The organism is Lactococcus formosensis (assembly GCF_018403745.1).
GTDB classification, from domain to species: Bacteria; Bacillota; Bacilli; order Lactobacillales; family Streptococcaceae; genus Lactococcus; species Lactococcus formosensis.
This window is the reverse complement of record NZ_BOVP01000004.1, coordinates 207467-226321: the sequence shown is the minus strand read 5'-3', so window position 1 is coordinate 226321 and position 18855 is coordinate 207467. Positions and strand designations below refer to the sequence as shown.

At 37.6% G+C, this 18855-nt stretch carries 20 protein-coding genes and 1 pseudogene; 19 read left to right on the top strand and 2 right to left on the bottom strand.

What is annotated here, in order from left to right:
* The first annotated feature begins 153 nt into the window (after positions 1–153).
* From yihA to KJS37_RS06390, 9 genes and pseudogenes are all read left to right on the top strand, one after another.
* Positions 154–741, top strand: a complete 588-nt coding sequence (gene yihA / locus KJS37_RS06430) for a ribosome biogenesis GTP-binding protein YihA/YsxC (protein WP_017369891.1) — start codon at positions 154–156, stop codon at positions 739–741.
* The gene (gene folB / locus KJS37_RS06425; protein ID WP_213496473.1) at positions 734–1081 is read left to right on the top strand and encodes a dihydroneopterin aldolase; all 348 of its coding nucleotides are present in this window, start codon (positions 734–736) and stop codon (positions 1079–1081) included. The genes yihA and folB overlap by 8 nt, the downstream gene beginning before the upstream one ends.
* A 55-nt stretch (positions 1082–1136) precedes the next feature.
* Positions 1137–2186 carry a GTP cyclohydrolase I FolE gene (gene folE / locus KJS37_RS06420; protein WP_213496471.1) on the top strand — a complete coding sequence of 350 codons (1050 nt, stop codon included), beginning with the start codon at positions 1137–1139 and terminating at the stop codon, positions 2184–2186.
* Position 2187: 1 nt separating this feature from the next.
* Positions 2188–3261, top strand: coding sequence for a dihydropteroate synthase (gene folP, locus KJS37_RS06415; RefSeq protein ID WP_213496469.1), 1074 nt, complete (start codon positions 2188–2190; stop codon positions 3259–3261).
* Positions 3261–3749, top strand: coding sequence for an NUDIX domain-containing protein (locus KJS37_RS06410; RefSeq protein WP_213496467.1), 489 nt, complete (start codon positions 3261–3263; stop codon positions 3747–3749). Before folP ends, KJS37_RS06410 begins: the two co-directional genes overlap by 1 nt.
* Before the next feature lie 2 nt (positions 3750–3751).
* Complete coding sequence (locus KJS37_RS06405; RefSeq protein ID WP_213496466.1) at positions 3752–5038, top strand: bifunctional folylpolyglutamate synthase/dihydrofolate synthase; 1287 nt, start codon at positions 3752–3754, stop codon at positions 5036–5038.
* Between the two features lie 45 nt (positions 5039–5083).
* Positions 5084–5722 carry a deoxynucleoside kinase gene (locus KJS37_RS06400; RefSeq protein ID WP_017369885.1) on the top strand — a complete coding sequence of 213 codons (639 nt, stop codon included), beginning with the start codon at positions 5084–5086 and terminating at the stop codon, positions 5720–5722.
* A gap of 151 nt (positions 5723–5873) precedes the next feature.
* On the top strand, positions 5874–7694 hold the full coding sequence (glmS, locus tag KJS37_RS06395) for a glutamine--fructose-6-phosphate transaminase (isomerizing) (RefSeq protein WP_213496464.1): 1821 nt from the start codon (positions 5874–5876) through the stop codon (positions 7692–7694).
* A 102-nt stretch (positions 7695–7796) separates the two neighbouring features.
* Positions 7797–7958 (top strand): annotated as a pseudogene (locus KJS37_RS06390) (UPF0758 domain-containing protein); the annotation flags it as partial.
* Between the two features lie 89 nt (positions 7959–8047).
* On the opposite strand, the gene KJS37_RS06385 reads toward KJS37_RS06390, so the two are convergent.
* Both KJS37_RS06385 and KJS37_RS06380 read right to left on the bottom strand, forming a co-directional pair.
* Positions 8048–8701 carry a redox-sensing transcriptional repressor Rex gene (locus KJS37_RS06385; RefSeq protein ID WP_096368301.1) on the bottom strand — a complete coding sequence of 218 codons (654 nt, stop codon included), beginning with the start codon at positions 8699–8701 and terminating at the stop codon, positions 8048–8050.
* A 152-nt stretch (positions 8702–8853) separates the two neighbouring features.
* Positions 8854–9747, bottom strand: a complete 894-nt coding sequence (locus tag KJS37_RS06380) for a LysR family transcriptional regulator (protein WP_096368300.1) — start codon at positions 9745–9747, stop codon at positions 8854–8856.
* A 163-nt stretch (positions 9748–9910) separates the two neighbouring features.
* Between KJS37_RS06380 and KJS37_RS06375 the strand changes: the two genes are divergently transcribed.
* From KJS37_RS06375 to KJS37_RS06330, 10 genes are all read left to right on the top strand, one after another.
* Complete coding sequence (locus tag KJS37_RS06375) at positions 9911–11533, top strand: malolactic enzyme (RefSeq protein WP_213481797.1); 1623 nt, start codon at positions 9911–9913, stop codon at positions 11531–11533.
* A gap of 17 nt (positions 11534–11550) precedes the next feature.
* Positions 11551–12828: a 2-hydroxycarboxylate transporter family protein gene (locus tag KJS37_RS06370; protein ID WP_213496462.1), complete on the top strand. Its 1278-nt coding sequence runs from the start codon at positions 11551–11553 to the stop codon at positions 12826–12828.
* A 356-nt stretch (positions 12829–13184) separates the two neighbouring features.
* Positions 13185–14039, top strand: coding sequence for an Rgg/GadR/MutR family transcriptional regulator (locus KJS37_RS06365; protein WP_213496459.1), 855 nt, complete (start codon positions 13185–13187; stop codon positions 14037–14039).
* Positions 14040–14179: 140 nt separating this feature from the next.
* Positions 14180–14620 (top strand): peptide-methionine (R)-S-oxide reductase MsrB, encoded by a 441-nt coding sequence (msrB, locus tag KJS37_RS06360; RefSeq protein ID WP_213496457.1) that lies wholly within the window; start codon positions 14180–14182, stop codon positions 14618–14620.
* Between the two features lie 138 nt (positions 14621–14758).
* A complete protein-coding gene (locus KJS37_RS06355) occupies positions 14759–15598 on the top strand; it encodes an aldo/keto reductase (RefSeq protein WP_213496455.1) in 840 nt (279 codons plus the stop codon).
* 180 nt (positions 15599–15778) lie between these two features.
* Entirely contained in the window at positions 15779–15946 is a 168-nt protein-coding gene (locus KJS37_RS06350; RefSeq protein WP_206887427.1) for a hypothetical protein, read from the top strand.
* Positions 15947–16007: 61 nt separating this feature from the next.
* Entirely contained in the window at positions 16008–16682 is a 675-nt protein-coding gene (locus tag KJS37_RS06345; protein WP_213496453.1) for a DnaD domain-containing protein, read from the top strand.
* A gap of 1 nt (position 16683) precedes the next feature.
* On the top strand, positions 16684–17328 hold the full coding sequence (nth, locus tag KJS37_RS06340) for an endonuclease III (protein ID WP_213496451.1): 645 nt from the start codon (positions 16684–16686) through the stop codon (positions 17326–17328).
* The gene (locus KJS37_RS06335; RefSeq protein WP_206921661.1) at positions 17321–17998 is read left to right on the top strand and encodes a tRNA (adenine(22)-N(1))-methyltransferase; all 678 of its coding nucleotides are present in this window, start codon (positions 17321–17323) and stop codon (positions 17996–17998) included. Before nth ends, KJS37_RS06335 begins: the two co-directional genes overlap by 8 nt.
* The gene (locus KJS37_RS06330) at positions 17995–18765 is read left to right on the top strand and encodes a Nif3-like dinuclear metal center hexameric protein (protein WP_206921660.1); all 771 of its coding nucleotides are present in this window, start codon (positions 17995–17997) and stop codon (positions 18763–18765) included. Before KJS37_RS06335 ends, KJS37_RS06330 begins: the two co-directional genes overlap by 4 nt.
* Positions 18766–18855: the final 90 nt, after the last annotated feature.

Genomic DNA, 18855 nt, shown 5'->3' with positions numbered 1-18855 from the left:
GTTTTCTTGTTATTATCATTGATTTGCTTTAGCAGATTAGAGTGATTATACGGAGGGAAGGGAACGATTTATGACCCTTCTCTCAAAAAGACTTTAAATAAACCTTGCGCAATTATCTAAGGATAAGATGACAAACAAGGAAAGAGAGAAAAAATGAAAATAAACCCTAATAATTTACAACTGACCATTTCAGCTGCCTCTGCCAAGCAGTATCCAGATACAGATATGCCAGAAATTGCTCTTGCTGGCCGTTCGAACGTTGGAAAATCAAGTTTTATCAATACCTTATTAAACCGTAAGAACTTTGCGCGAACTTCAAGTTCGCCAGGTAAAACACAACTTCTTAATTTTTACAATGTCGATGATACGGTTCATTTAGTTGACGTTCCAGGATACGGCTATGCACGTGTTTCGAAAAAAGAGCGCGAAAAGTTCGGTAAGATGATTGAAGAATATCTCACCACAGCGCCAAATCTTAAAGCGGTTGTCGCTCTCGTTGATTTACGCCATGAACCATCTGAAGACGATAAATTGATGTACACTTTTTTGAAGTTCTATGATATTCCTGTAATTTTAGTTGCAACTAAGGCTGACAAAATCCCACGTGGTAAATGGAACAAACACGTCTCCGTGATCAAAAAAGCATTGCAGTTTGACAGTACAGATGATTTTGTTATTTTTTCAAGCTTTGATAAAACAGGAATTAATGAGGCATGGGAAGCCATTGAACAATATGTATAAGATTAAGATTAACAATATGAAGTTCTTTTCGCATATCGGAGTTCTACCTGAGGAAAAGATTCTAGGGCAAAATTTAGAAATTGACTTGATTGTTACCACGAATTTTTCCTATTCTGGTTTAGATGAGCTTGATGAAACCTTGAGCTATGTTACTTTTTATGAAAAAATCTCAGAAATAATTGAAGTTTCACGAGCGGATTTGATTGAAAAGCTGGCTTTTGATATTATTCAAGCCATTAAAGAAAACAGTAAAGTAAAATCAGTAGAGGTACATATCCGAAAACTAGCGGTTCCTATTGCAGGAATCTTTGACAATGTCGAAATTGAAATGGTTGGTTAAAATATTTAACTTTTAAAGAATATTTATGGCTTTCTAAGGGGGGAGCAAGAAAGTGATGCATACGGTTTATTTGAGTTTAGGGAGTAATATTGGAGACAAGCAAGCTTACTTGCAAGACGCTGTAAGTTTATTGGGGCAAAATCCGGCAATTTTGATAGATAAAAAATCAAAGTTTTATCAAACTTCACCTGTTGGTGGAGTGGAACAAGATGATTTTGTCAATATGGCTTTGAAGATTTCAACGACACTTGAACCGACTAACTTGCTCGAGTTTATTCATGAAATTGAAGCTCAATTAAACCGTGTACGCAAGATTCATTGGGGCCCACGTACAATAGACATTGATATTTTATTTTACGGAAACGAACAGATTTTTGAGAATGATTTGATTGTTCCACATAAAGAAGTCTTTAATCGTCTTTTTGTTCTCGTGCCGCTTTTGGAAGTTTTAGAGCAGGATTTCCCATATGAGCAGCAAGTTAAGCAAGCGATTGAAAAGCTTAAAGACACAGAGCAAGAAGTAGTGGAGATTCCTGCGCAAAAACCTGCGAGAAAGCGTATTGAGCATGCTGTACGAGAAATTCTCTCAGCTGTGGGTGAAAATCCTGAGCGAGAAGGCCTCTTAGAAACACCAGCACGTGTGGCAAAGATGTATGAGGAAATACTCTCTTCACAAAAATTAACGCAATTTGAGGAATATAAACTCTTTAAGATTGAAAAAACAGCACAGGATCAAACAATCTTAATCAAGGATATCCCATTTTACTCAATGTGTGAACATCATATGTTGCCTTTCTTTGGCAAGGCAAATGTAGCCTATATCCCTAAAGATGGTAATATTATTGGCTTAAGCAAGATTCCACGCTTAGTCAACTATGTTTCGCATAAACTTTCAGTGCAAGAAAATATTACACGAGACATTGCAGAAATTTTAAATGATATTTTAGAACCGAAAGGTGTGGCAGTAGTTGTTGAAGCGCGTCATATGTGTGTGGAAATGCGCGGTGTTAAAAAAGGAAATTCTCAAACAAAAACCTCTTTCTTCATGGGAGAATTTGAAGAAAGTAGAGAAACACGTCTTGAATTTTTAGAAAGCTTGAACTAAAATGAAAATCATTGAAAAAAATACAGAGGTTTTTTCTCTGAAACAAATCTCTATCTGTTTTACTGAAATGAGCAGTCAAGAACAAGCTAAACTAGACAATCTTTTGTACCGTGTAAGATCAAAAATTATCGTAGATAACCATGATGTACTGGCTTTTTTAACGATTTATGAATTGGAAGATTTGATTAAGGCTTGGCCGACTTCTCAGGAAAAATTGGATTTGGAGCGTATTTTTAAACGTCATCAGATTATTTGGTCAGGTCAGAATTTTTCTTTTGATTTGACTTTGGATCCGATTGTTTATTCTATTGTCAATGTTACACCAGATTCATTTTACGATGGTGCAAAACAAAATCTTAACTTGGATTTTATCTTGCAGCGTGTAGAACAGGATTTACAAGAGGGAGCACAAGTCATTGAGCTTGGTGGAAAGTCATCTCGTCCAGGATACGCAGATATTTCTCCAGAAGAAGAATGGCAACGTCTCGCTCAGCCCTTGCAGAGTATCCGTAAGGCGTTTCCAGAAGCAGTTATCGCTATAGATACTGATGAAGCTTATGTTATGCGGCGTGTATTGGATGCAGGTGCAGATATTATTAATGACATTGATGGTTTCGATACATCTGAAAAACTACATCTGATGCAAGAATACCAGCCGGCTTTGGTTGCCATGAATAATGGTCGAGCGGGGATGAATTACGCAGATAACGTTTATCAAGAGCTTCCAGCATACTTTGCAGATAAACAAAAAGAATTAAACCAATTTGATATTGCTAATGCACAAATCTGTGTAGATCCAGGTGTCGGGTTTTCTGGCGGGGCAACAGGTGTCGACTCTTTACAGCGTGTAAAAACGACTGAACTATTGACCAGTCTAGGTTTGCCTGTGATGATTGCAATCTCTCGTAAATCTTTCATGTCCAATCTTCTAAATATGGAAGTAGACGAACGTCTGTTATCAACATTAATTCTTGAAAATCAAATGATGATGGATGGCGGACGTGTCCTCCGTGTACATGATGTCGCAGCAACACACCGTTTAATTGAGAATTTTAAAATATACCAAAAATACTAATGTATAATGATTTGATACGTGAACTTTCAGTTTTAGAAAGTTCTAAAAAACAAGAACAGGCAATTGATTTTTTAAGCAGCAGAAAAGGACTTAAAGGAAAGCAAAATCCTGATCTGCAATTATCCGCATCTGCGGTTGTTTTTAAAGGGAAGAAGATGTATTTTATCGAACATCCCTATCAAAAAGAACTTTTGCTTCCTGCTGGTCATGTTGAAGTGGGAGAAAAACCAAGTGTAACAGCCGAGCGTGAGTTTCATGAAGAGACAGGCCTGACAGCTGTTGCACTACGTCTTATAGACGTGAATCTTATTGATATCCCTTATAATGTGGTTAAAGATGAAAAAGCGCATCAGCATATCGACTTTCGTTATCTTCTTAAGCTTAAGGATGAGCCAGCTGAACTGGCAGAGTTGCCTGTTTTTTTGCTTTCAAAATCTGAGGCACCAGAGGAATTTAAAAAGTATTTTTTAGAAGGGAAGCAATCCTAAATATGACTATTGAAACAGCACTAGAGTGGATTCATTCTCGCCTTAAATTTAATATCCGGCCAGGATTGACTCGGATTGAAGCCTTACTTGAATTGCTCGGAAACCCTGAAAAAGAGTTGTCGATGCTTCACATTGCTGGGACAAATGGCAAGGGTTCAACAGTTGCTTTTGCCAGAGGTATTCTGGAACAGTTAGGTTTGAATGTAGCTACCTTTACCAGCCCATTTATTTCATCTTTTGGTGAACGGATGTCGATTAATGGTCATCCAATTCCAGATGAAAAACTTATCATGTATGTCGAGCAACTGAAACCGTTGGTAGAAGCAATGGATAAGAACGAAAGACTTGCTGGTATTACGGAATTTGAAATTATTACCGCGCTTGCTTTTCGCTACTTTGCAGATGAAAAAGTTGATGTTGCTTTGATTGAGGTTGGTTTAGGTGGACTTTTAGATAGTACAAATGTCATTCAACCTGTAGCGACAGCAATTACAACCATCGGCATGGATCATATGGATATCCTAGGGGATACAATAGAGAAAATAGCTGCCCAAAAGGCGGGAATCATTAAGCCACATACACCCTTGGTAACAGGAAAAATAGCAAATGAAGCCTTAGCTGTTATTGCACAAACAGCTCAAAAAAATCAAGCACAGCATTACCAATATAGTATCGATTATCAGGTAGATATCCTTGAAAATGAGCGATTTAATTACAGGGATGATGAAATTCACTTGCTCAACTTAGAAAAATCCTTGCTTGGTCTTCATCAAATAGACAACGCAGCGCTTGCTGTTAAACTTACCATGATTTATGCGCATGAAGTAGGACTATCACTTTCAGAAGAAGCAATCAGAGAGGGCTTAAGAAAAACTTTTTGGCCAGCGCGCATGGAAGAAATCAGTCAGGAACCTCTAACAATACTTGATGGGGCTCATAATGTACATGCCATACAACGGCTCTTGGAAAACTTAAAAAATGAATTTTCAGGGCGTAAAATAACGATTCTTTTTTCAGCACTTATTACAAAAGATATTACCGAGATGATTAAAATGCTACAAACCGTTGATAACTCTAAGCTTATCTTAACAACTTTTGATTATCCCAAAGCTTTAAAATTAGAAGATTTTGCGCACTTAGAGAAAGAAAATGTGATGCTGGCAGAGGACTGGAAGAGTACGTATACAGCATTAAAAGCAAACTTAAGAGAAGAGGATGTGCTTTTAATGACAGGATCTTTATATTTCATGTCTCAAATTAGAGCATACATCTTAGAATTAGAGCAATAAGAATAAAAAATAAAGTCCATGATGGACTTCAGGAGGAAGAAAACTGTGATCGTTTTAGCAGGAACAATAGGAGCTGGGAAATCAAGCTTAGCCAAGGCTTTAGGTGAGCATCTTGGCACGGAAGTATTTTATGAGGCGGTAGATAATAATCCTGTGCTTGATTTGTATTATCAAGACCCTAAAAAATATGCTTTTTTGTTACAAATCTATTTTTTAAACAAGCGTTTTGAATCGATTAAAATGGCCTATGCTCAAGAAAATAATGTCCTCGACCGCTCTATTTTTGAAGATGAGCTTTTCTTAACTCTAAACTATAAAAATGGTAATGTCACTAAAACAGAATTAGAAATCTATCAGAACTTACTCAGTAATATGCTTGAAGAGATGGAAGGAATGCCTAAAAAACGGCCTGATTTACTTGTCTATATTGACGTAAGTTTTGAAACAATGCTTTCCCGAATCGCTCAACGTGGTCGTAGTTTCGAACAGATTGACGATCAGCCTGAATTAAAAGCATATTACCATCAAGTCCATGAAGAATACCCAACTTGGTATGAAAATTATGATGTGTCGCCTAAAATACGTATTAACGGAGATACGCTCGACTTCGTTAATAATGCAGAAGACCTTGAAAAGGTACTTACTGAGGTCGATAAGGCACTCTTCAAACTACAAAAAAAGTAAATCGTAAGATTTACTTTTTTTTTGAATATTCAACTATACCAATTAAATATTTATTATTCTTGACAAATACAAAACATTGTATTATCATATTCTTATTGACGAAAAATAAAGAAAAAGCTAACTATACCAATTAGCTTATGGAGAAATTAATATGTGTGGTATCGTAGGAGTTGTCGGAAATCGTAATGCAACAGACATTCTAATGCAAGGTCTTGAAAAACTTGAATACCGTGGTTATGATTCAGCAGGAATCTTCGTTGCTGATGATGGTGCCGGACAAGTGAATCTTGTAAAATCTGTAGGTCGCATTGCAGATTTAGAGGCAAAAACAGGTGATAACGTTACAGGATCAACAGGGATTGGTCATACACGTTGGGCGACCCATGGTAAACCAACTGAAGATAACGCGCATCCTCATACTTCTACTTCAGGACGTTTCGTTTTAGTACATAATGGTGTAATTGAAAACTTCTCAGAAATCAGAGAAGAATATCTCGCTAAAGATACATTTAAGGGGCAAACAGATACAGAAGTTGCTGTACATCTCATCGCTAAGTTTGCAGAAGAAGAAGGACTTTCTGTACTTGAAGCATTTAAAAAAGCACTCTCTATTATTGAAGGTTCTTATGCGTTTGCTCTTATGGATGCTGAAGCTGCTGATGTAGTCTATGTTGCGAAAAACAAATCTCCTTTACTTATCGGCTTGGGAGACGGCTACAATATGGTGTGTTCTGATGCCATGGCGATGATTCGTGAAACATCTGAATTTATGGAAATTCATGACAAAGAACTGGTTGTCTTAACTAAAGATAAGGCAGAAGTCATGGATTATGAAGGAAATAAGATTGAGCGCCAAAGCTACACAGCAGAACTTGATCTTTCTGACATTGGTAAAGGAACATATCCTTACTACATGCTCAAAGAAATTGATGAACAACCAACTGTAATGCGTAAATTGGTTTCAACTTATACGGATCAAGATGGTCAATTAACTGTTGATGCGGATATTGTTAAAGCAGTCCAAGCAGCAGATCGTATTTACATCATCGCGGCGGGGACATCACTTCATGCAGGTTATGCTTCAAAACAAATCCTTGAAGAGCTGACAAATACACCAGTTGAGCTTGGCGTGGCTTCTGAGTGGGGCTATGGTATGCCATTATTGAGTAAAAACCCTTTGTTTATCTTCCTTTCACAATCTGGGGAAACAGCAGACAGCCGTCAGGTATTGGTAAAAGTAAATGAACTTGGTCATCCAAGTTTAACGGTTACAAATGTTCCTGGCTCTACATTGTCACGTGAAGCAACATACACAATGTTAATCGGTGCTGGACCTGAAATTTCGGTTGCTTCTACAAAAGCTTACACTGGACAAATCGCAACGCTCGCCTTCTTAGCAAAAGCTGTAGGTGATGCAGACCAAAATCCTAAGTCACTTGCTTTTGACTTGGTTAAAGAAATTTCACTCGTAGCTCAATCTATCGAATCTACATTATCAGAAAAAGATGTGATTTCAGATGTTGTAGCTAAGCTTTTACCAGAAGCACGAAATGCCTTCTATATTGGTCGCAAGCAAGACTACTTCGTCTCTATGGAAGCCAGCTTGAAATTAAAAGAGATTTCATATATCCAATGTGAAGGCTTTGCTGCTGGAGAACTCAAACACGGTACCATTTCCTTGATTGAAAATGGTACGCCTGTTATTGCCCTGATTTCAAATAACGAAGAAGTCGCAGCACACACACGTGGAAACGTTATGGAAACAGTGGCACGTGGAGCTTCAGCAATTACGATTGTAGAAGAAGCAGTAGCACGTGAAGATGATGACATTGTTATCAATAATGTTCATCCATATCTTTCAGCTATTTCAATGGTGGTACCGACACAGCTCATCGCTTACTACGCAACTGTCCAACGTGGATTGGATGTTGATAAACCACGTAATCTTGCCAAAGCTGTAACAGTTGAATAAAGAAGAAATAAAAAGTGGATTATAAAAAACCACTTTTTTTATTTTCTAAAACAAGAGTGATACTTACACTCTTTTTTCGTATAAATGACTAAGGAGAAAGTCGTGTATCAGATTAAAGAAGAACAATATCCTATGAGGCCCCGAGAAAGATTGATCATTTTTGGACCAGAAAAGCTGAATGAACAAGAACTTTTAGCTATTTTGCTCCGTACAGGCAGTAAAAAAGAAAATGTCATGGAACTTGCTGACCGGGTTTTGAATACCTTAATTTTTATCTGAATTATGATATTTAAAAAAGACGAAATGATTAAAAAATAAAAAAGCATGGTTTTCAACCATGCTTTTTTATATGTTTATTTGATGTCCTTATTTGACATAAAGAATAAGAGAGTTTGAAGCTCTTTCGTTAAGTCAATCGACTGAACAACGACATCTTCAGGAACTTGTAAGCGCAAAGGTGAAAAATTGAGGATACCTTTAATGCCTGCTTTCACTAGAATGTCTGCGACTTCTTGAGCATTCTCTTTATTTACAGAAATAATTGCTGTTTTGATTTTAGAATCTTTAATATTTTTAGAGAAGTCAGCGATGTCGTAGATAGGAACGCCTGTAGAAGTTGTTGTACCAACGAGAGGGTTTTCTGGAACATCATAAGCTTGGGTTACACGCATTTTATTACGGTTTTGGAATTCATAATTGATAAGGGCACGTCCAAGGTTACCGACTCCTACGAGTGCGATATGTGTTTCTTGATCTTGTCCGAGTAATTCTCCAAAGAAATCACGCAAAGCGCGTGTTTCATAACCATAGCCTCGACGTCCCAGCTCACCAAAGAGTGAAAAATCGCGACGAATCGTCGCTGCATCCACACCAATTTTTTCCGAAATAAGTTGTGAGTTTGTGCGTGTTACTTGTTCATCAACTAAAAGTTTGAACAAGCGATAATATTGAGGCAAACGTTTTGCAGTTGCCTTGGGTAGTTGTTTATTAACTTGGGAGCCAGCCATGTTATCTCCTTTACATAGTCTTTGTGAATATTTTACCTTTTTTAAGGGGGGGTTGTCAAACAATTCTTTCCGGAATTATGCGGTTGAAGAAAGTTTGTGAAAAAAATGGAGAAAAATTAACAAAGAAAAAAGAGAAAAATTATCTTTTCACTTCAATTTATTTTTTCATTTAGTTCATCGAGTAAGCGAATTAATTCTTTCAAGTCTGAATTGAGCAGTGTACTTCTTAAATAAGCATATTGAACATGAAAAATTTGCTTATCTTCAGGTATTAGTGGTATCTTTATAAGACTATCCATATCGGCAAAAGGAAGAAAATCGGTCATCAAGGTTATGCCAACATTTGAGTTGACCAGTTGGCCAATAGTATGGATATCAGAAAAATTAAAGAGTACTTTTGCTTTTTTCTTGTATTTTTCATTTAAATTTTGGAAAGCTTCCATATGCACAAAGCTTTCATCAAGCAGGATAAATGGATAATCCAAAGCTTCTTTAAATGAAATTTCTTGACGTGAGGCAAGTGGGTTATCTTTAGAGACAAAGATATAAAATTCGCGTTGATAAAGTAGCTTCACAAAAAGGTTGGGGTGCATCAGGGGAGCAATGCTGCCTATAAGGCTAAAATCAATTGTGCCGGAGATAAGTTTGGCCAGAAGTTCCTCCGAGCCACCCGATACTAAATCAAATTTCGATAAAAAGCTAATCGCATCCTTATCGTTTAAGAGTTGAGCCAGGATTTTTGCTCGAATGATAGGAGGAAAACCAATATGATTTTGATGATTTTTAGAATGCTCGATGGCTCTTTGCGTCAGTGCCAACTCTTCTAAAATACTTTCGATATGAATCTTCAATATTTTTCCTTCATCTGTCAGGACAACTGTCCTGTGAGAAGGATCTTTGTATATTAAGTTACAGTTATAATATTGTTCCAATCTCTTTACAGCATAGGTAATTGTCGGCTGACTTACCCCAAAATGATTAGAAACAGCAGTAAAAGACAACAAGTCTCCTAAGGCATTAAAGTACTCGAAATCATGCAAGTTCATTAGTTTAGACGCTCCTTTGACCCTTATATTCTATCACAAGTTTTCCGATTTGTTATAAATAATATTTATCATAACCCAAAGGTTTGACTATAATTTTTTATAAGTATTAAAATACATCTTGTAAGAATTTCTTATAGGAATAATAAATTTGGAGGACGTACGAATGCGTGCACATGAAATTTTAAACAATCCTTTTTTAAATAAAGGAACAGCATTTACTATGGAAGAACGTAAGGAACTTGGCTTAATCGGTCTTTTGCCACCTTATGTTCAAACACTTGAAGAACAAGCAGAACAAACTTACCAACATTACTTGGAAAAACCATCTGATTTGGAAAAACGTCATTTCCTGATGGAAATCTTCAATACAAACCGTACTTTGTTCTACTATTTGTTTAACCAACATATCGTAGAGTTTAACCCTATCGTATATGATCCAGTTATTGCTGAAACTATCGAAAACTACAGTCGTCTTTTTGTAGATCCACAATATGCTGCATACCTTGATATCAACCATCCAGAAAATATTCAAGAGACCTTGAAAAATGCAGCGGGCGATCGTAATATCCGACTGATTGTTGTGACAGATGCTGAAGGGATTCTTGGTATTGGCGATTGGGGCACACAAGGCGTTGATATCTCTGTAGGTAAATTAATGGTTTATACTGCAGCAGCTGGTATCGATCCAGCATCAGTTCTTCCTATCGTTATTGATGCAGGTACTAACCGTAAAGAGCTCTTGGAAGATTCAATGTATCTGGGAAATCGTCACGCACGTGTTTATGGTGACCAATATTACGACTTTGTTGATCAGTTTGTGGAAACTGCTGAAGCAATGTTCCCTAAACTCTACTTGCACTGGGAAGATTTCGGCCGTTCAAATGCTGCCAATATCTTAAACAAATACAAAAAAGAAATCCCAACTTTCAATGATGACATCCAAGGAACTGGTATTGTTGTTTTAGGTGGTATCTTCGGTTCACTTGATATCACAGGTGAAAAATTGACGGATCAAGTTTATCTCTGCTACGGCGGTGGATCTGCTGGTGCAGGGATTGCTGCCCGTGTTCATGCAGAAATGGTAAGTGAAGGACTTTCAGAAGAAGAAGCTTATAACCATTTCTTCATGATGGACAAACAAGGTTTGCTCTTTGATGATATGGAAGACTTGACTCCAGCGCAAAAACCGTTTGCTAAAAAACGTGCGGATTTTGCAAATGCTGGTGATATGACTGACTTAGCCAATGTTATCAAAACAGTTAAAGCCACTATCTTGGTTGGTACTTCAACTGATGCCGGTGCATTTACCAAAGAAGTTGTTGAAGCAATGTGCGCCAACACTGAACGTCCAGTGATTTTCCCAATCTCAAACCCCACTAAAAAATTGGAAGCAACTGCTGAACAAGTGATTACATGGTCTGATGGGAAAGCCTTTGTTGCAACAGGTATACCTTCAGGAACTGTCTCTTATAAAGGCGTTGACTACCAAATCGGTCAAGCAAATAATGCTTTGATCTATCCTGGTTTGGGTCTTGGTATGTTGGCTTCAGAAGCATCACTTCTTACTGATGAAATGATTGGTGCCGCTGCGCATTCATTGAGCGGTCTTGTGGATCCAGGTGCTGCTGGTGCTCCTGTGCTTCCTCCATTTGAATATGTTGCTGATGTTTCAATCAAAGTTGCAGAAGCAGTAGCGAAAAAAGCGCAGGAACAAGGCTTAGCACAGGCTCAAGAAAAAGATATGGTGAAAGCCGTTCGCGAGATGAAATGGTATCCAAAATACTAAGAGGTTAATGGATTAAAATGAAAAAATTAAAAGAAATAAAAATTTCAGGAATAAGTCTTCCTCTTTATGCCTTTTTTATGATTGTATTGGCAGTGACGATAGGTTTAGGGAAATTACCACTCAACATGGTGGGTATTACTCTCCTATTAGTACTATTAGGGCACTTGCTTTACTTTATCGGTGAAAAATTGCCTATCATGAATTCATATTTGGGTGGTGGGTCAGTTTTCACCTTATTAGGCGCAACGCTCTTATCCTTTTTCCATATCATCCCTGCAAATGTGATTAGTGCAGTTGGGAAATTTATGGGTGGCCAGTTTGGCTTTCTTGATTTCTATATTGCTGCCTTGATTTGTGGATCAATCTTGGGAATGAATAGAAGTTTGCTTGTCAAAGCTTCAGCTAAATTTATCCCTGTTGCTTTGGTGACAATGGTTGTTGGTTTCTTTGCTGTTGGTGGTATGGGTGTCTTGCTTGGCAATGGATTTGCAGACTCTGTCATGTATGTTTCAATGCCTATGATGTCTGGTGGTATGGGAGCCGGAATTACTCCTTTATCACAAATCTATGCTGATGGTTTAGCCAATGGGAACCAAACCGCAATTTTCTCTCAACTTGCTCCCGCAGTAACCTTTGGGAATATTATTGCCATCATTGGGGCGCTTTCTATTTCTAAAATCTTTGCGAAATCAAAATACAATGGTCACGGAACTTTAGTTTCTGCGACAAAAGAAGAACTCGCAAAACCTAAAATTGAATTTGATGCCACTAAAATTGGTGTCGGTATGCTTTATGCCTTTACTCTACTCATGGTGGGTGTGATTTTAAACAAATTCTTCCCAAATATCCATGAATACGCCTTTATGATCATCATCGTCTTTGTTCTCAAAGCCTTTGATGCTGTACCAAAAGAGCTGGAAGAATCAGTGGTGATGTTTAACCAAATCATCATGACTAATCTTACACATGCGGTATTGGCAGGTATTGGTTTGGCATTGATTGATTTGACCACACTAGGTTCTGCTTTGACATGGCAATTTATTGTGCTCTGTCTGACAAGTGTTATCGTTATGGGCTTAACAAGCTGGTTCTTGGGGCTCGCCTTAGGTATGTACCCTGTCGAAACAGCTATCGGTGCTGGTATGATTAACAACTCTATGGGTGGAACAGGTAATATCGCTGTTCTCTCTGCCTCTGATCGTATGGAAATGATTGCCTTTGCACAAATGGCCAACCGTTTGTGTGGTGCCATTGTCCTCATCATGGGTGGTATACTCATTCGCTTCTTTTACTAATTGATCCTCCAATCAAAGTAATATAATAACAAAATAATAATGAACTAAAACGAGGTCCTGTAAAACCTCGTTTTTTTTATCGTATTTAAAGAGAAATAGTTGCCACTACCATTATAATAGAAGAAACCAAAATTACTTTTCGAATAACTTTCAATCATAACAAAAAGCCCCCTCAAGTGACAAGTCAAAATCTAAGGTAAGCATACTATGTTTAGCATTCTAAACATATCCTGTTTGGTATATACTCCTAAGAACAAAAAAGATATAATTTTATCTTGGAAAGTGAGAGCTGGCAAAGTATATAACAAAAGAGGTTTGTGTGTATTTTAATTGCTCGAAAATAGGGTTGGTGTAAAATGATTTATAGTAAGTATGGAAAAATATTTCGCAACTTAAGGTTACAAAAAAATATGAGTCTATCAGAGTTGAATATACTAAGCGGGGTTTCTAAAGCAACGATTTCACAGTTTGAAAATGGCAAATCTTTAGTGTCCTTTGACAAGCTTGAATCTCTTCTAGAGTGTATGAATCTCACTATTTTAGACTATTCCTTGCTTGTAAATAACGGCTTGCCAGAATATTTTATTACACAGTTTCAAAATATTGAGGATGCATACTATAATCAAGACGAGGCAGAACTCCATCATTTATATGAAAAAAACCTAGAGTATGAGAATGATTCGACCTATATGATTGCATTGAGTGCCAAAGCAACTTATACTCAGCTATCGGGAAAAGAAATTCAAGATGTTGAATCTCTTTTATCAGAGGGACCGCTTTGGGGGCTTTATGAATTGTACATTCTTATCCACACTTTAGAGCAACTCAATCTGAACTTGGTCTGGAATATTATCGAAACATTTTTTAAAAATAAAAATGTTTTTAAATATTTAAAAGTACTTCATGAATACCGTGCATTGCTTATCAATATTTTGATTAAGGCTGAATTGGTATTTATTGAGGCAGATTGTGATGCAAAGGCGGGAATTATATTATCAAGGTTAAATAGTCTCGCTGTGGAATCAGATTTGACAAGTAAAGCAATTGCTCGTGTTTTAAAAGGATGTTATACTTACGCTTTCGAAAGTCGAAATAAAGGTGAAAAAATGATAGCAAGTTGCCTCGAAGTGATGGACAATATGGGTGCGATAAAACTAAAAAATGTCATCGTGCGACGTATTGCATTGCTAAAAACTAGAGTTCAAAGATGAAGAAATACCACTTTAGATAAGTGGTTTTTTTATGGTGATAGAATAAGGAGCTTCATGTAGAAATTACAGACAGAAGCAAATACTTTTTATTGAGAGAGTGCTATAATAAAGGGAGAAAAGCAGATAAGGTGGTGATTATAATGGAAAAACCTTCAAAAGAAGAACTCAAGCAAAAATTGTCTGATATAGAGTATGCAGTGACACAAGAAAATGCAACTGAACGTCCTTTTACAGGAAAATACGATGACTTTTATCAAGATGGGATTTATGTTGATGTTGTCAGTGGTGAACCGCTCTTTAGCTCAACGGATAAATATGATGCTGGTTGTGGCTGGCCGTCCTTTACTCATCCCATAGAAAAACGCGGGGTCAAAGAAAAAGCTGACTTTTCATTAGGCATGCATCGTGTGGAAGTAAGAAGTAAGGAGGCTGATTCTCACTTAGGACATGTGTTCAATGATGGACCACAAGATCAAGGAGGATTGCGTTATTGTATAAATGCTGCGGCTTTAAGATTTATCCCGGTTGAAAAGTTAGAAGAAAAGGGCTACAGCGAATACAAATCCTTGTTTGGAAAATAATAGCTGGGAAAATAAAACCTCCTCGTCCAAAATTAATAAACAGGTATTTTTTCTTCAACTCTGTCCTATGTTAGAATGAAAATATAGAGAATATATGTTTATTTTCTGTGGAAATTCAACTATAAGGAGGATTTACTGATGAAAACACCTTTACTAACGATGAATGATGGTCACTTGATACCGTCTGTAGGGCTAGGAACCTACCAGATAAGGGGTGGAGAAGGCCTAGATCAGGTGTTGACAGCTATCCAGAGTGGTTACCGTCTTTTGGATACATCAACCAACTATGACAGTGAAGGAATAGTCGGTGAGGCTATCCGTCGCTCAGGCCTCCCACGTTCGGAATTTTTCGTGACGACAAAGTTACCGGGAAAATATCATCATTATGAAGATGCTTTGGCCATGATTCAAGAGTCGCTCTATCGTATGGGCTTGGAGTATTTTGATTTATATCTGATTCACTGGCCTCTTCCTAAACGTGGGCTGTATGTAGAAGCTTGGAGAGCTTTAATCCAAGCTCAAAAGATGGGCTTAATACGCTCTATCGGGGTTTCCAACTTTGAACCCGAGCATTTAGACAAAATTATTACTGAAACAGGCGTTACTCCAGCCGTTAACCAAATCGAAATCCACCCCTATTGGGTGCAAGAACGTATGGTGAAAGCCAACGCTGAGCGTGGTATCATCACGGAAGCCTGGAGTCCATTAGGGCGAGGAAATGATGCCCTTGAAGAGCCCATTATCACAAGTCTGGCTGAAAAGTATGGGAAGACAGCAGGTCAAGTTATATTGCGTTGGCATGTAGAACGTGGCATTGTTCCCATTCCAAAATCGAGAAATTTAATCCATCAACGAAAAAATCTAGCAATTTTTGATTTTGAATTAACAGAAGAGGAAGTTGCACAGATTAATACACTGGAAAAACCAGACGGACGTATTGATGGTCAAGATCCGAATGAATATGAAGAATTTGATTGAAATTGGCATCAAATAAACAAAGAAACTCTTCGTAATGAGGGTTTCTTTTTTTATTCCATATCATATTTTGTAAATAGGCTAACCTTCAATAAATAGGTCTCGAGATGTAGTATTCTATAGGATTCTTTGTGCTAAAATAACATGTGTCATTATTAAAAATAAAGAATTATAAGAGGTTTTATGAAAAACATTGTAGCTATCGCCATATTAATCGCACTTGAAATTGTTGTTATTGCACTTCTAAAAGTATTAGGAATCGTCGATTCTCATAGTACGCTGGCAGTAATTATCGTTATTGTTTTTGCATTTGTTGAGCGCCTTGTTTATGTCAAAAAATTTAAAAATTAAAAGTGTATCATAATAAAGATGTATCTATGGTTGATTGAAGCATTTATGATAAAATAGAACTATGACCTACTATGAAAATTACATGACTGGACACATCGTACTTCCTCATGCTATGCTGGAGCATTTTGCTCAAGTGTTTCCTTCGGCAGAGGATTTTTTGGTTTGGCTCTATTTATATGAAAATCGTGATATAGCGCCAAGTGAAATTGCAACTAAAACAGGAAAAACACTTGCAGATGTGAACCGTAGTATTGATAAGCTTCAAGATTTTGGTTCTTTAAAAGTAACTTTACTCGGAATTGCTGGAGATATGGAAACTATTTTTGATGTCACACCAGCTTTAAAAAAATTAGACCAATTGGATGGCTTAGTTAAAGAAGAACAAATAGAAACAACTGCTCCAACACAACAAAACAAGAACCGGCTGCAAGAGTTGGTCAATATTTTCGAAGCGGAAATGGGCATGATTACTCCGATGCAAAGCGAAGAACTTCGTATTCTCTTATTTGAAGAGAAGTACGACTTTGAGCTCATTAAACTTGCCCTACGTGAGGCAGTAGTGAATCGTAAGGTTTCACTCAACTACATTAAAGCCATTTTACGCAATTGGCGCAATGATGGCTTGATGAGCACGCAAGCTGTGGAACAGCGTAAGGAAGAGCGTACCGAAGCAATGCAAAACCATAAAACTACTGATTTCTATATCCCGATGGACGGACCCTGGAACGGAAAATAATATGCTGAGTAAGAAACGATTTTTAGAAGCTTTAGATATCATTGTCGCTATGTTTCCTGAAGCACATGGTGAACTAGAATGGGAAACACCTTTTCAACTTTTAATTGCCACGATTTTATCCGCACAAGCTACAGATAAGGGTGTGAACAAGGCAACACCAGGACTTTTTGCTAAATACCCTGATCCGGAAAGCTTGGCACAGGCAGATATCGCAGATGTTGAACAATGTATCCGAACGATTGGACTTTACAAAACAAAAGCGAAAAACATTGTCAAAACTTCACAAATGTTGGTAGAAAATTTTAATAGTGAACTGCCAAGAGATAAGATGTTATTGCAAACCCTACCGGGTGTAGGACGGAAAACAGCAAATGTTGTTCTGGGAGAAACCTACGGTATTCCCGGAATTGCTGTTGATACGCATGTTGAACGGATTTCAAAACGTTTGGATATTGTGCCACAAAAAGCCTCCGTCTTGGAGGTTGAAGAGAAGTTGATGAGGCTGATTCCTGAAGAACGTTGGGTGGAAAGTCATCATCATCTCATCTTTTTTGGCCGTTATCATTGTACAGCGCGTGCACCAAAGTGTGAGGAATGTCCTGTGCTCGAATACTGTAAATTTGGAAAGAAAAACTTAAATGAATGAAATAAAACTCTCGAAACGCCTACAAGCTGTCGCAGATCTCGTGAAGCCAAACAGCCGTCTTCTGGACGTGGGCAGTGATCATGCTTATTTACCTACCTATTTGGTTCAGCAAGAAAAGATTGACTTTGCCATCGCAGGCGAAGTGGTCAATGGGCCTTATCAAATTGCCCGAAATCACGTGGCTGAGCAGAACTTGCAAGAGAAGATTGAAGTCAGATTAGCCGATGGTTTGGCTGCCTTTGAAGAAAATGATGCCATCACAAGCGTCGTGATTGCTGGTATGGGCGGTATTTTAATCTCCGAAATCCTCGAAGCAGGAAAAGATAAATTGAGCCAAGTGGAGCAGCTTATCTTACAACCCAATAATCATGAAGAAAGCCTTCGTTCTTGGCTTATGGACCATGATTTTGTAATTACTTCCGAAAAGATACTTCTTGAAGCAGGGAAAATCTACGAAATTATTGTGGCAGAACACGGCACAGCCGAGCTGAATGAAACAGAACTTGAATTTGGACCATATTTGTCCCAAGAAAAATCAGAGGTCTTCCGTCAAAAGTGGAATAAAGAGCTCAATACTTTAAATAAAATACTTGAGCGACTTCCTGAAAACCATGAAAAACGTACCACAGTTCAAGCAGAAAAAGAAAAAATAGAAGGAGTTCTCCTATGAAAATCAGAGATTTCATGGCCTTGTACGAAGAATTTTGTCCCAAAGATTTAGCAGTAGAAGGCGATCCTGTTGGCTTACAGATAGGCTCGCTTGATGCTCCAGTAAAAAAGGTCTTGGTTACTTTAGATATTCGTGAGCAAACAGTTTCAGAAGCTATTGAAAAAGATGTGGATTTGATTTTAGCGAAACATCCAGTTATTTTTCGGCCTTTAGCAAACCTGACAGATGCGGACAGTCAGGAAAAAATCATCCTTGATTTGATAAAAGCGGGTATCGCAGTTTATACAAGCCATACCAATATTGATGTTGTGGATGGTGGGCTTAACGATTGGTTCTGTGATCTTTTAGAAATTAAAGATACGGAAATCTTATCAGCAGAAGGTTTAGGTCGTATCGGAAATATTATGCCGATGAGCTTGGCTGATTTTTCGGAAAAAATGAAACAAACTTTTGCTTTAGATCATCTGCGTTTGGTAACCTATGATCGCTCTTTGAGCCAGACTATTCAACGTGTGGCAATCTGTGGTGGTAGCGGCGGAAAATTTTGGCCAGAAGCTCACGCCAAAGGTGCAGATCTCTATATTACGGGTGATATATATTATCACGTCGGTCATGACCAGCTTTCGCAGGGGCTTATCGGACTTGATCCTGGTCATTACTTGGAACATCTCTTTATCCCAAAAGTCGCTGAAAAACTAGCTAGCTTTGGTACAGGTATTGAAATTATTGAAAGTAAAGAAAATACTAATCCTTTCTTTGATATTTAGCTGGTAGTTTTCTTTCTGTATTTTCACAATAAAAAACCTTGATGCTGAATCAAGGTTTTTTATAATAATTGTGACTGTTTTGAATGATGC

Excerpts from the sequence above, each read along its gene's own strand:
- yihA (WP_017369891.1), top strand. The coding sequence starts at position 154 with ATGAAAATAAACCCTAATAATTTACAACTGACCATTTCAGCTGCCTCT.
- folB (WP_213496473.1), top strand. The coding sequence starts at position 734 with ATGTATAAGATTAAGATTAACAATATGAAGTTCTTTTCGCATATCGGA.
- folE (WP_213496471.1), top strand. The coding sequence starts at position 1,137 with ATGCATACGGTTTATTTGAGTTTAGGGAGTAATATTGGAGACAAGCAA.
- folP (WP_213496469.1), top strand. The coding sequence starts at position 2,188 with ATGAAAATCATTGAAAAAAATACAGAGGTTTTTTCTCTGAAACAAATC.
- KJS37_RS06410 (WP_213496467.1), top strand. The coding sequence starts at position 3,261 with ATGTATAATGATTTGATACGTGAACTTTCAGTTTTAGAAAGTTCTAAA.
- KJS37_RS06405 (WP_213496466.1), top strand. The coding sequence starts at position 3,752 with ATGACTATTGAAACAGCACTAGAGTGGATTCATTCTCGCCTTAAATTT.
- glmS (WP_213496464.1), top strand. The coding sequence starts at position 5,874 with ATGTGTGGTATCGTAGGAGTTGTCGGAAATCGTAATGCAACAGACATT.
- KJS37_RS06385 (WP_096368301.1), bottom strand. The coding sequence starts at position 8,701 with ATGGCTGGCTCCCAAGTTAATAAACAACTACCCAAGGCAACTGCAAAA.
- KJS37_RS06380 (WP_096368300.1), bottom strand. The coding sequence starts at position 9,747 with ATGAACTTGCATGATTTCGAGTACTTTAATGCCTTAGGAGACTTGTTG.
- KJS37_RS06375 (WP_213481797.1), top strand. The coding sequence starts at position 9,911 with ATGCGTGCACATGAAATTTTAAACAATCCTTTTTTAAATAAAGGAACA.
- KJS37_RS06370 (WP_213496462.1), top strand. The coding sequence starts at position 11,551 with ATGAAAAAATTAAAAGAAATAAAAATTTCAGGAATAAGTCTTCCTCTT.
- KJS37_RS06365 (WP_213496459.1), top strand. The coding sequence starts at position 13,185 with ATGATTTATAGTAAGTATGGAAAAATATTTCGCAACTTAAGGTTACAA.
- msrB (WP_213496457.1), top strand. The coding sequence starts at position 14,180 with ATGGAAAAACCTTCAAAAGAAGAACTCAAGCAAAAATTGTCTGATATA.
- KJS37_RS06355 (WP_213496455.1), top strand. The coding sequence starts at position 14,759 with ATGAAAACACCTTTACTAACGATGAATGATGGTCACTTGATACCGTCT.
- KJS37_RS06350 (WP_206887427.1), top strand. The coding sequence starts at position 15,779 with ATGAAAAACATTGTAGCTATCGCCATATTAATCGCACTTGAAATTGTT.
- KJS37_RS06345 (WP_213496453.1), top strand. The coding sequence starts at position 16,008 with ATGACCTACTATGAAAATTACATGACTGGACACATCGTACTTCCTCAT.
- nth (WP_213496451.1), top strand. The coding sequence starts at position 16,684 with ATGCTGAGTAAGAAACGATTTTTAGAAGCTTTAGATATCATTGTCGCT.
- KJS37_RS06335 (WP_206921661.1), top strand. The coding sequence starts at position 17,321 with ATGAATGAAATAAAACTCTCGAAACGCCTACAAGCTGTCGCAGATCTC.
- KJS37_RS06330 (WP_206921660.1), top strand. The coding sequence starts at position 17,995 with ATGAAAATCAGAGATTTCATGGCCTTGTACGAAGAATTTTGTCCCAAA.